At 40.4% G+C, this 11,891-nt stretch carries 10 protein-coding genes; 1 reads left to right on the top strand and 9 read right to left on the bottom strand.

Annotated features, from left to right (window positions below; all coding sequences use genetic code 11):
• Position 1 precedes the first annotated feature (1 nt).
• From E5N72_RS09465 to pyrC, 8 genes are all read right to left on the bottom strand, one after another.
• Positions 2-619 (bottom strand): energy transducer TonB, encoded by a 618-nt coding sequence (locus E5N72_RS09465; protein WP_135924215.1) that lies wholly within the window; start codon positions 617-619, stop codon positions 2-4.
• Entirely contained in the window at positions 619-1,023 is a 405-nt protein-coding gene (locus E5N72_RS09460) for a biopolymer transporter ExbD (RefSeq protein ID WP_054551557.1), read from the bottom strand. Before E5N72_RS09460 ends, E5N72_RS09465 begins: the two co-directional genes overlap by 1 nt.
• Positions 1,024-1,037: 14 nt before the next feature.
• Positions 1,038-1,562, bottom strand: coding sequence for a MotA/TolQ/ExbB proton channel family protein (locus tag E5N72_RS09455; protein WP_135924214.1), 525 nt, complete (start codon positions 1,560-1,562; stop codon positions 1,038-1,040).
• Positions 1,562-2,926: a MotA/TolQ/ExbB proton channel family protein gene (locus E5N72_RS09450; RefSeq protein ID WP_135924213.1), complete on the bottom strand. Its 1,365-nt coding sequence runs from the start codon at positions 2,924-2,926 to the stop codon at positions 1,562-1,564. The genes E5N72_RS09455 and E5N72_RS09450 overlap by 1 nt, the downstream gene beginning before the upstream one ends.
• Positions 2,927-2,932: 6 nt before the next feature.
• A complete protein-coding gene (locus E5N72_RS09445) occupies positions 2,933-3,703 on the bottom strand; it encodes a DUF3450 domain-containing protein (protein ID WP_135924212.1) in 771 nt (256 codons plus the stop codon).
• A 474-nt stretch (positions 3,704-4,177) separates the two neighbouring features.
• Positions 4,178-4,792 carry a response regulator transcription factor gene (locus tag E5N72_RS09440; RefSeq protein WP_135924211.1) on the bottom strand — a complete coding sequence of 205 codons (615 nt, stop codon included), beginning with the start codon at positions 4,790-4,792 and terminating at the stop codon, positions 4,178-4,180.
• 490 nt (positions 4,793-5,282) lie between these two features.
• A complete protein-coding gene (locus E5N72_RS09435) occupies positions 5,283-5,492 on the bottom strand; it encodes a cold-shock protein (protein ID WP_036967526.1) in 210 nt (69 codons plus the stop codon).
• Positions 5,493-5,831: 339 nt separating this feature from the next.
• Positions 5,832-6,878 carry a dihydroorotase gene (gene pyrC, locus E5N72_RS09430; protein WP_135924210.1) on the bottom strand — a complete coding sequence of 349 codons (1,047 nt, stop codon included), beginning with the start codon at positions 6,876-6,878 and terminating at the stop codon, positions 5,832-5,834.
• A gap of 190 nt (positions 6,879-7,068) precedes the next feature.
• On the opposite strand from pyrC, the gene E5N72_RS09425 reads away from it, so the two are divergent.
• Positions 7,069-9,441 carry an EAL domain-containing protein gene (locus E5N72_RS09425; protein WP_135924209.1) on the top strand — a complete coding sequence of 791 codons (2,373 nt, stop codon included), beginning with the start codon at positions 7,069-7,071 and terminating at the stop codon, positions 9,439-9,441.
• Positions 9,442-9,495: 54 nt separating this feature from the next.
• On the opposite strand, the gene E5N72_RS09420 is transcribed toward E5N72_RS09425, so the two are convergent.
• Positions 9,496-11,775 carry an acyl-CoA dehydrogenase gene (locus E5N72_RS09420; protein ID WP_135924208.1) on the bottom strand — a complete coding sequence of 760 codons (2,280 nt, stop codon included), beginning with the start codon at positions 11,773-11,775 and terminating at the stop codon, positions 9,496-9,498.
• Between the last annotated feature and the right edge of the window lie 116 nt (positions 11,776-11,891).

Raw genomic sequence — 11,891 nt, 5'->3', positions numbered from 1 at the left:
CTTAGTTGCCTTGATTAAGTTTAAAGTCTAGTTGTACTTGAAGACCAAATTGCTTTTGTGGCTTACCATCAATAACTTTTGGACGGTATTTCCACTTAGATAACGCTCGCTTAGCTTCGCGGTCGAAGATACGTTTAGGATCTGCATCGATCACTTCGATATCTTCTACACCACCTACTTCGTTGATAGTGAATGAAAGTTGAACCCAACCTTCTTTACCATCACGCGCTGCTTGCGTTGGGTATTTTGGTTCAATACGAACGATAGGTGTAGCATCACCATCACGTCCAAATGCACCAGGACCACTTAGGCCACCAGCTGTGCTTCCCACATCGATGCTTGGCATATTAAATGACAAACCACCAGTATTTGGGTTGCTGTTTTCCGGCTGAGGCGGCTGCGGTTTAGGCGGCTGCTTTGGCGGTGGCGGAGGCGGAGGCGGAACACGCTTCCTCTCCTGCACCTTAGATTCAGGCGGATTCGTCATAATTTCGACTACAATCTGTTCTTTTTGTTCAGTCGCACGATCAGCTCCACCGGAGATGAGGTACGCCATGAAGTAGAACAAGCCGAAAGTAACTGCCCCACCTGCAATCAGTGAAAACAGAAAACGAATCATTACTGATCTCCAGCTATTGAAATTTTAAGGTTATCACCCGTCGCTTTGATCTGGTCCATAACTTTAACTACTACGCCGTGTTTTGCTTCTTTATCAGCTTGCAAAATTACAACTTCAGTAGGTTGTTCTGCTAATAAACTTTCAAGTTTAGCTGATACACGCTCAACGTCTACTTGTTGTTTATCAATCCAGATTGCACCGTCAGCACGGATAGCAACAAAAATGTTTGCATTTTTTTGCTTCGTAGCTGCAGCTGCTTTAGGTTTATTGACTTCGATACCAGCCTCTTTAACGAACGATGTAGTTACGATAAAGAAAATAAGCATGATAAATACGATGTCAAGCATTGGCGTCATGTCAACCGCTGCTTCTTCTTCTTCACGAAAACGTTGTTTACGTGCCATATTTAATTCTCTCTCTAGTGATGAGGCATGCTATCTACAAGTTTAGCTTTCGCCATTCTCGCTCTTGCCTCAAGGCGTGAGCTAAAGAATACTCCAGATAGTGCCGCAACCATTCCAGCCATTGTTGGGATTGTTGCCATTGAAATACCTGATGCCATTAAACGTGCGTTACCAGTACCTTGAGTAGCCATGGTTTCGAAAACCGCGATCATACCCGTTACAGTACCTAGTAAGCCGATTAAAGGACAAACAGCTACTAATGTCTTAATCAACAACATACGCTGATCTAATTTTTCAGACGCTTCAGAAATCCATGCTTCACGGATTCTGTGTGCGTACCAAGACGTAGTGTCTTGGCGGGCATCCCACTGAGCTACGATATCCTTCGTCATACGAGGAAACTCAGCTAGTAGGAACCAATAGCGCTCAATCATTAAAACCCACATAAGAAAGAGTGCTATCGCGACCACGTATAAAACCTGGCCGCCTGTGCCAACAAAATCCCTGATAGATTCCCAGATCTCCATCAGGACTAGCATTAGGCTTTCTCCTTCTCCGCGTGAGCAGCGATAATACCAGCGCTTTGCTCATCAAGGACATGTAAAACCGACTTACTACGACCCGCAACAATTGAGTGAAGTAGGATAAGTGGTAGAGCTGCAATTAGACCTAGCGCAGTAGTAACAAGTGCTAGAGAGATGTTACCAGCCATGATCTTCGGATCACCTGTACCGAACAATGTGATTGTTTGGAACGTTAGGATCATACCGATAACCGTACCTAGTAGACCTAGTAATGGAGCGATTGCTGCCAAGATCTTGATGATGTTGATACCAGCTTCGATGCGAGGCGTTTCACGTAGAATTGCTTCGTCAAGTTTAAGCTCAAGGTTTTCAACGTCTTGATTCTTGTTGTCAGCGTAAACCTTAAGAATACGACCCAGTGGGTTGTTTGTATTCGGAGTAGAAAGGTTTTTAAGCTGGCTCTTAATCTTAGTGCTAGTCAGCGCAAGATCAATGAAACGAACGATGAAGATAAGTAGACCAACAACAAGTAATACTGTGATGATGTAACCTACTTCAGCACCTTGCTCGTAGTATTCCATTAACGATTTCTTCTGCGTGTTGATACGTAAGATCGCGCCGCGAGTCGGGTCGATGTATACGCCAGCGTAGTTATCTGCAGAAGTTTTTTCTAAATCGCTGATACCCGCTAGGATGTAGCTATCAGGTTGCTTACCTAGAGGTTGGATCGCTTTAGTTTCTGGAGAGTAGATTAAGTAACCTTCGTCAGTAACTAAGTTGAAGTTACCAATACGCGTTACTTTCTTCATTGAAGATGAACCGTCAAGACCTGCAACTTCAGTTTCGAAAGTTGAAACTTTAGCTGATTCAGTCATTTCAGTTTGAAGAGAAATCCAAAGTTCTTCAAGTTCACGTACAGTTGGAAGCTCTTTCGCAGCAGCTAGTGAGCGAAGTACTTCAGCACGTCCTGGTTTTTCAGCAGAAACAAGTGATGCTTCGATTGAACCGATTGCATCAGCAGCTGCACGACGTACAACACCGAACATCTCACCTAACGTACCTTGAGCATTTAAAAGAGCTTGCTCTTTCTCAGCTAAAGTATTTTCGTTTTGTGCGTATTCTTTAGATAAACGGTCACCACGTGCTTTTTCAGCAGCTAGATCGCTTTTTGCTTTGTTAAGTAACGCTTGCTTGTCAGCACGAGCTGAAAGGAACTCTTGTTCACGTTGCTTGTTTAATTTACCTTCAGAAATACGTTCTTGCTTAACTTGCTCAAGAATTTTGTCTAAAGCATCAGTGTTTGCGTGTGCATTAAGCGCGGTACCTGCAGAAACAGATAGTACTGCTGCAACAGCAAAACCTTTAAATAGTTTCTTCATTATTGATTACTCCGCGCCAAAGATTGGTAGTTTAACAAGTTCTAATGTCGCTTGTTTACGCGCCATACGGATAACTTCTTTAACAGGTTTTAGGTATTCTTCACCTAATTCTTTCCACTGTTTAGTGTTGTTATCCCACACCCACGCGTGCTTAAGGTCAAAAGACTGTGCTACGTAAGTGATACGACCTAAACGACCGAAGTCTACGTTGATGTTTTTGCCATCAACTTCAAGCGTACCTTGTGAAGCTGTAACAGCTGAGCTGTATGCAGTTTCAACAGTGTAAGCTTCAAGAACTTGGCGGAATTTTTCAGATGTAGTAACTGAAGCTGATGCCATGATGTCACGTAGTCTTTCAACACGTGCTAGGCGGTTTTCAAGATTGAACGGAACGTCCGCTTTGATGAATTGCTCAAGCGTATCGATCATGCGATACATCAAAGGCACAACGTTTTGTTTCGTGTTATCGATTGTTGCGATTTGACGGTCAAACGATTCGATAGACGCGTTTTGGTCAGCGACCAAACGTGCTACGTGATCATTATACACCTTCATTAGCTCAGTTTCGTCAACAACGCTACGGTACTCAGCGATTAGCTCCTGAGTTTGACCATATACATTGTCAATTTTAGTTTGAGACTTAACAGCAGCCTTTTGAATTTGTTGACCTGCATCTTGCACATCTTTCAAAGGATCTGCAATCACATTGCTGCTTGCAAATGCAAAAGCGCCAACCAACGCTGATGCTACAAGACTCTTTCTGATTTTAACAGACATAGTTCCCAACCAATTAAGTAATGTTACTTTTATAATTTAATTACCTTCCGAAGAAGACAACCCTGATATCTTTTAATAGATATCAACCCTCCAATAATGCTAAATGCATCAGAGTCTGTCAACTTGATGTTCGGCTTTCGTCCGAAAAATTTGGTAACTCGTCGTTGATAGGAAAATAGCTCGAACAATCAATTAACAAAAATATAACAGACCCATCAAGGGGAAGGTTCTAAAGCCCTTTACTAGCAAACACCACGTTCATGCTGGGTTCAACCTTAAACATAAATGTAACATTTAATAAAACCAGAAAAGGCATAAGAAAATTTAAAAAAAAATTCTATTTAGTGATCTAAAAAATCTAATTTGCAGAATTTTTATGCACTCATCAGTGGGTAATGTTTAGTAAATGCACAATTGCCTTACTAAACACAAGGATGAGCGAGAATTTATCTCTCACCGCTAAGGGTGAGAGTCTCAAAATATGGCGCGGTCTTTAACAAGCTTTGCTAAAGAGATAATTGAATCAACCTCAAGCTTTTCAAAGATTTTTGTCTTGTACGTACTTACTGTTTTGTTACTAATAAACAGCTTTTCACCGATATCTTTGTTTGAGAGGCCCTGTAGTAAGTAATTCATCACTGCAAGCTCTCGCTCTGTCAGTAATTCATCAATATCTTTTTCAGATGCTATTAAATGCTCTTGAGGAAAGAAGGTATAACCCCTTAAAATCATCTCTACTGCAGATGAAATATCCTCTAAGCTTTCAGCCTTGTTAACAAAACCTTGCGCGCCTAATTTAGCCGCTGTTCGAATAATGTGTTTATCTTGCTTTGCTGATAAAAATAGCACTTTACCAGAGAAGCCACTGCTAACTGCGCGTTTGTATAAACTAAAGCCATCTGAATCTTCTAATTCGATATCTAAAATAGCTAGCGCGACATTATTACTTTTTAAAAACTGTAATGCTTCCTTTTGACTCGCAACAGCTTTTACTTCATTAACCAGAGTTGACTTTGATAGTACCATCTTGATTGCTGTTGCAACCATTGGGTGGTCGTCTACCAAAAGTATATTGTTTCCTATGCTCATCGATTAGCGAACCTTCATTATATTTCATCAAACAAGTATAAGTTACTCAGAATTTATTCCACTTGTGAATACTTTAAGTTTAGCGGGTAATTTTGAGATTGTTGAAAATATCTCAAACATTATAAAAAAGAGGTAACTTAACCTGTTGATCAAAACTACTAGCCAATACAACAGTCAATGTTGCATTGAGTAAATCCCGTCTATGAAGCATATAATACTTTAGTTATGGAGAGTAGCTTTTAGAGGATTGTTATCGAACTTTTAGCTTAATGTCTGACTAAGAAAACCCGATACAATGCCTTTGGGGGATTAATAATTCGGTACAGACTACCAAGTATGAGGTACAAAGGAATTATTTATGTAGAAGTAGTAAAAAATGGTTTAGGAGAAAGCGTAGTATGAATGAGGTAGAGAAAGTTGATAAGAGGTATAAATGAATTTTGGTGAAACAGAAACTGTTTCACCAAAATACTTAGTTTCGCATAACGAATTATGCTACTTCTACGTTCTCAGCTTCAGGGCCTTTTTGACCTTGTTTGATGCCGAAAGATACTTGTTGGCCTTCGCTTAAAGTGCGGAAGCCTGTACCTGTGATAGCACTGAAGTGTACAAATACGTCAGGACCATTTTCTTGTTCAATAAAACCGAAGCCTTTTGCTTCGTTGAAGAACTTAACTTTACCAGTAACCGTGTTTGACATACCAAATTTTCCTGTAAGTCAATTATTAAAATTCAGCCATAATGGCTCTATCCTCCCTGAGTGAATGCCCAAAAACTAGGGGGTAAAGTACAGGAAGAACCAATAACCAACCGGTAACCGAACAAGCCGCACATTATCCGTAAATTCTATACGCAAAAACTCAAAGCAATTTAAGACTAACACATTAAATAGCTTTTAGCTCTATTAATCGAAAATTATTTTGAGGTCAACGGCTAAACTTTTAAATATGACAGGCATATTTCTAAACAATTAAAAAATAATAAAAAAGCCCAACGTAATGTTGGGCTTCTGAATAATATTAGCTAACAGTAAGCTCGCTTATTTAACTTGCCAATCCATGTTAGCTTCAGCTTTGATCGGCACTACCTCAGAGTCTCCTAGTTTGTAACTTGCAGGAACAGTCCAGCTTTCTCTTACCAGTGTGATCGTGTCTTTATTACGCTCTAAACCGTAGAAGTCAGGGCCAAAATGGCTCGCAAAACCTTCCAGCTTATCTAAGGCTCCCGCCTCTTCAAATGCTTCAGCATATAATTCAATCGCTGCATGTGCTGTATAAGCACCTGCACAGCCACACGCTGCTTCTTTTTTATCTTTATAATGAGGCGCAGAATCTGTCCCTAAGAAAAACTTTTTGCTACCGCTTGTCGCTGCAGCAATCAATGCTTGCTGATGAATATTACGTTTTAAAATTGGTAAACAATAATAATGTGGACGAATACCGCCCGCTAGCATGTGGTTACGGTTATAAAGTAAGTGGTGAGCTGTGATTGTAGCCGCTACATTATCAGGTGCGTTATTAACAAACTCTACGGCATCTTTAGTCGTAATATGCTCAAGTACTATTTTAAGTTTAGGGAAGTCAGTTACTACATCGGCTAAAATTGTATCGAGGAAAACTTTTTCACGGTCAAAGATATCAATTGATGAATCTGTCACTTCACCATGCACCAGCAGCAACATCCCTACTTCTTGCATTGCCTCAAGTACTGGGTAAATGTTTTTGATTGATGTTACACCCGAATCTGAGTTGGTCGTTGCACCCGCAGGGTATAATTTTGCCGCAACAATTTTACCCGTTGCTTTTGCTTTTTTGATTTCTTCTGGTGAGGTTTTGTCCGTTAAATAAAGCACCATCAAAGGCTCAAAATCACCCTGAGGGCCTGCGGCTTTAATTCGCTCATAATATGATAAAGCACTGTCAGTGCATGTGGCCGGTGGAACAAGGTTTGGCATAATAATCGCGCGCCCCATATAGCGGCTTGCATCACGTACAGTATCGGTAAGCTGATCACCGTCACGTAAATGAATATGCCAATCGTCTGGGCGGGTAATTGTTAGTGTTTCAATCTTATTTATATCTGACATTGCTGGTTTCCACGGCTAAAGTTAGAGGGATAGCGCAAACTTTATACAAATAACGAAGTTATTTTTTGAAGTTTGTGTTCAGATGCCTAGTTTACACCAGTTGCTGTTTTTTTTGAAAATAACTTTGTAGATAGTTTGATAGTAGGTTAACGTAATAAGTTAATAAAACATTTGGGTTACTTTTCTTTCTATGTCTAAGAATTTAGATACAGCGTTTGCACTTGAGGTCAAAACTGACCAACTCCATATTATTAATCAATTCTCTTCATCGCTAATGCAATTAGATACTGTTGAAGAATTATTAGAGTATGTGACTTCGCAAGTAGTAAGCAGGCTTGGATTTATAGAATGTGTCATATTTTTAGTCGATGATGAGTCTCGTACATTAAGAGAAGTTGCGTCTATGGGAACCACTCTCGCAGACGATACATACCATATTGTGCGCACCGAAATTAGTTTTGAGCAAGGTATTACTGGGTATGTCGCTTCAACCGGTAAACCGTTAATGATTGGTGATGTAACAAAAGACGAACGCTATATTGCCGATGCCCGCCCTGCACTTTCTGAACTCTGTGTTCCTTTAGTATATAAAGAAAAGGTATTAGGTGTTATTGATTGCGAGCACCCGCAAAAAAACTATTTTAATGACGCCCATTTAGAAATTTTATCTACAGTCGCACATTTACTCAGTGCAAAGTTAAATCAAGTCAGAACTGTAGAAAACCTTCAGCAAACAGTAAAACAATTGAACGATGCTCAAAAGTTGGAAAATTGCATGTTGCAAATCGCCAACCTTACTTATCAGTCAAGTGAACTCGATAGCTTTTTTGAGTCTTTACATAGCATTATCACCTCGTTACTCAGAGCAGATAACTTTTTCATTGGGCTATATGATAAACAAAGTGATGTTTTAGATTTAGTTTATATTATCGAAGAAGGTGTCCGTTCTAATGCACATACTAAAATTTCTAAAGAACTCTTAAAAGATACGGCCTCTTACTACCTTTTAAAAATCGATAAATCACTGTTGTTTAATAAAGAGGCGTTTCAACAACATATTGATGCGGGTCATTTTAAAATGGTTGGTCGACAAGCAGAGTCTTGGCTTGGTGTGCCATTTAAAGTAAATGATCGAATAAGTGGAGTCATTGCAGTTCAAAGTTACAGTAAACACTACCACTATAATGAACATGACCGTGCATTACTTACTTATGTCAGCCGCCAAATCAGTATGGCAATCGACAGGCAGTTATCACGTCAGGAGCTAGAACACCGTGCATTACATGACGAACTTACCGGACTGGCAAATAGATCGCTCCTCATCGAACGAATAAAACATGGTATTTTGCGCTTAGCACGCGCAAATAAAGGCACACACCATGCTCTACTCTATTTAGACTTTGATCGTTTTAAGAGCATCAATGACTCACTCGGCCATGAAGTGGGAGATCATTTTTTAGTAAAAATCTGCGAGCTCATACAAGGTACGATCCGAAATACAGATACATTTGCTAGATTAGGTGGAGATGAATTTGCCATTTTCATGGAAAACATTACCGATAAACAACAAGTTCAAGATGCTCTTGAGCGTATTAAGGCAGCTTTAGCAAAACCACTGAATATTGATGGTCATTTATTACAAGCATCAACCAGTATTGGCGTAGCATTCTGTGAAAGCACAAATGACAAGGCTTATAAACTTTTGCAACATGCTGATGCAGCTATGTATGAAGCCAAGTCGTCAGGCCGTGGGCAAGTTAAGTTATTTAACAATACCATGCGCAAAAAGTTAAAAAATCATGCCGACATTGAAAACGACTTACAACATGGCATTGAGCATAATGAGTTTGAGCTTTATTACCAGCCCATATTCACAATTCAAGATACACAGGTTGTTGGTTTTGAGGCACTTGTTCGCTGGCATCATCCAACCAAAGGTTTTGTCTCTCCTGCCGACTTTATTCCTGTTGCAGAAGATACTGGTCAAATAATCAATCTAGATTTACATCTTCTAGATTTAGCTGCGCAACAAATAGCCAATTGGACAAAACAAGGCCTATCATTTGGTAGAGTCACTGTTAATGTTTCCTCACGACACTTTGCAAGTTTAGACTTTGTTTCGCAAATACACGCATTATACGCAAAGCATCAATTACCTTTAGGCTCGCTTTGCATTGAGATCACAGAGTCTGGCTTGATTGGAAATTTAGAGCTTGCGACTAAAATTATTGAGGGATTATCGCCGCTAGAAGTTAAATTATGTCTAGATGACTTTGGCACTGGTTATTCTGCACTTGGGTATTTGCATCAACTACCAATCCACATTTTAAAAATAGATAAAAGCTTCATTGATCACTTAAGTAAAGGACAAAACCCATTAGTAGATGCGATTTTATCCTTAGCACAATCTCTACAATTAGATGTTGTAGCCGAGGGTATTGAAACGAATCAGCAACTTGCTATTTTAAAACAAACTCAGTGTAAGTTTGGCCAAGGTTTTCTCAAGGCCCGCCCTATGCCGGTCAGTGAAGCAGAAAACATTATACGTAATGGTCTTCACTAAGAGTATGAAAATGAAAGCCTTACACTAGCAAGGCTTTCATTGATATCTACTATACTACAACTCCCCAGGCGCAAAGTTATCTACTGCTATTGCCTGCTTGCGAAGCGAGTTCGCCTCATTCATTCGTGTAGCTACGGTTTCGTTTATGAGGTTTTTATCTGCAGCAGCAGCTATCGCATCTTCCAATTCTAAGTGACGACCAATCGTGCCTTCTTTTTGCCATTTGCGTAATTGTTTAAAATCTTCATGGGTATCAATCATCGCGATAAACGCATTTTCCATTACCCCGGTGCCTGCATTTTCATCAACATAACAAAGGTGTGTGAGTCTGTCTCTGAAGACGCCTGGTTTACTCATATGCTCACAAATAGTCTGAGCAATATCATCACTAGGACGGTGATAATGATTTCCCACAGGGAACACAATGCGTTTTAATAAGAAATTGACCACAGGGTTAGAGAAGTTCTTAAAGAAACCATCGAATGCTTGGCCAATACAAAATAGCGAATGCTCAACCGCGTATTTTACAAAAGGTAAATCTGCTTGTTGACGCCCTTCGTCTTCATAGCGCTTCAAAACACATGATGCAAGATACAAATGGCTAAGCACGTCGCCTAGACGCGCCGAGATCATCTCTTTACGTTTTAACTCGCCCCCTAACACTAGCATGGCGACATCTGTACAAAACGCTAAGCCACGACTCATACGGCTTAATTGTTTGTAATACACCGAGGTTGCCCCACACACCGGCGCTTTTGCAAAATAACTGCGAGTTAAAGCATGTACAAATGCCATGCCTGCATTGCTTGCAGCAAATAGAATGTGTTGAAGCAGTAACGAGTCAAATTCTTTCAATGCAACATCATGATCTTCCATTGCGGCTGCTTCCATTTCTTTTAAAACAAACGGATGACAGCGAGTCGCACCTTGACCAAATATCATCAAGTTACGAGTTAAAATGTTTGCACCTTCAACGGTAATTGACACGGGGATCCCCATATAACCATGGGCTAAATAGTTATTAGGGCCCACTTGAATTCCCTTGCCTGAATGAATATCCATGGCATCATTCATCACCGTACGCCCCATTTCAGTCATATGATATTTAGCTATTGCAGTAACAACCGAAGGGCTCAGTTTTAAATCAATCGCTCCAGCAGTCATTAACCTTGCTGACTCTAGCATGTAGGTCAAGCCACCAATACGTGCGAGTGCCTCTTGCACACCTTCAAATTGACCAATCGAAACACCAAACTGCTGACGCACTGTTGCATAAGCCGATGTCATTCTTGACGCTAAATGACCTGTTGCGGTGCTAAGTGCCGGTAACGAAATACCACGGCCTGCACTTAAACATTCAACTAGCATACGCCAACCTCTACCAGCCCCCTTTTCACCACCAATAATCCAATCAAGTGGTATAAATACATCTTTACCGTACGTAGTACCATTCATAAATGCCATGTTCAGTGGATAATGACGCTCGCCAGTTTGCACACCTTCATGGTCTGTAGGAATGAGTGCACAAGTAATACCGAGCTCTTTTTTATCACCTAATAAGCCATCTGGGTCGTACATTTTAAATGCAAGACCAAGTACTGTAGCAATGGGTGCAAGGGTGATATAGCGTTTTGACCAGTTAAGTTTTAAGCCAATAACTTCTTCACCGTTATGCATGCCCTTACAAACCACACCAGTATCAGGAATACTGCCCGCATCCGATCCGGCCTCAGGGCCTGTTAAAGCAAAACAAGGCACATCATCACCTTTAGCTAAGCTTGGTAACCAACGCTCTTGTTGCTCTTTAGTACCGTAATGTAAAAGCAGCTCACCGGGGCCTAAACTATTTGGCACCATTACCGTAACTGCTGCAGTTAAACTTTTGGTGGCAATTTTCGCTACAATCGTTGAGTTAGCGATTGCTGAAAACTCTTTCCCTCCAAACTCTTCTGGAATAATTAGAGCAAAAAAGCCTTCTTTTTTTAAGTAATCCCAGACTTCTTTTGGTAGGTCTTTATCTTTTTGCACGATTTGATAATCATCAAGCATGGCTAGCAAGGTTTCGACTTGCTCGCTCATAAATGCGCGCTCTTTGTCACTTAATTCAGGCTTGGGAAAACCGTGTAATTTTTGCCAGTCGGGGTTACCGCTAAATAACTCACCATCCCACCACACATCGCCCGCTTCCATCGCTTCGCGTTCTGTTTGAGATAAAGGTGGCAACACTTTTTTAAACATACTAAACGTGGGCCGCGTAACAAGATTAATGCGAATGTCTTTCACTGCAAAAATCACAATTACAGCAACCAATAGCAAAATAATTACGGTCGTCATTGTGCAATCCTTTTATTTAAGTCAGTTTTCTCAAGTATGACTGATCGTGCCATAAATACAACGTAAGCAGCGGTAACTTCAGTTGTTTTAGTACGCACTGTTTGTGGTTTAGTAAG

The sequence above is a fragment of the Pseudoalteromonas sp. MEBiC 03607 genome (assembly GCF_004792295.1).
In the GTDB taxonomy this organism is placed as follows: domain Bacteria; phylum Pseudomonadota; class Gammaproteobacteria; order Enterobacterales; family Alteromonadaceae; genus Pseudoalteromonas; species Pseudoalteromonas lipolytica_C.
The sequence above is the reverse complement of the archived record's forward strand: the minus strand, read 5'-3'. Positions and strand labels throughout refer to the sequence as shown.

What these genes read in the sequence shown, in the direction of transcription:
- E5N72_RS09465 (WP_135924215.1), bottom strand. Translation starts at nt 619, where the DNA reads ATGATTCGTTTTCTGTTTTCACTGATTGCAGGTGGGGCAGTTACTTTC.
- E5N72_RS09460 (WP_054551557.1), bottom strand. Translation starts at nt 1,023, where the DNA reads ATGGCACGTAAACAACGTTTTCGTGAAGAAGAAGAAGCAGCGGTTGAC.
- E5N72_RS09455 (WP_135924214.1), bottom strand. Translation starts at nt 1,562, where the DNA reads ATGCTAGTCCTGATGGAGATCTGGGAATCTATCAGGGATTTTGTTGGC.
- E5N72_RS09450 (WP_135924213.1), bottom strand. Translation starts at nt 2,926, where the DNA reads ATGAAGAAACTATTTAAAGGTTTTGCTGTTGCAGCAGTACTATCTGTT.
- E5N72_RS09445 (WP_135924212.1), bottom strand. Translation starts at nt 3,703, where the DNA reads ATGTCTGTTAAAATCAGAAAGAGTCTTGTAGCATCAGCGTTGGTTGGC.
- E5N72_RS09440 (WP_135924211.1), bottom strand. Translation starts at nt 4,792, where the DNA reads ATGAGCATAGGAAACAATATACTTTTGGTAGACGACCACCCAATGGTT.
- E5N72_RS09435 (WP_036967526.1), bottom strand. Translation starts at nt 5,492, where the DNA reads ATGTCAAACACGGTTACTGGTAAAGTTAAGTTCTTCAACGAAGCAAAA.
- pyrC (WP_135924210.1), bottom strand. Translation starts at nt 6,878, where the DNA reads ATGTCAGATATAAATAAGATTGAAACACTAACAATTACCCGCCCAGAC.
- E5N72_RS09425 (WP_135924209.1), top strand. Translation starts at nt 7,069, where the DNA reads ATGTCTAAGAATTTAGATACAGCGTTTGCACTTGAGGTCAAAACTGAC.
- E5N72_RS09420 (WP_135924208.1), bottom strand. Translation starts at nt 11,775, where the DNA reads ATGACGACCGTAATTATTTTGCTATTGGTTGCTGTAATTGTGATTTTT.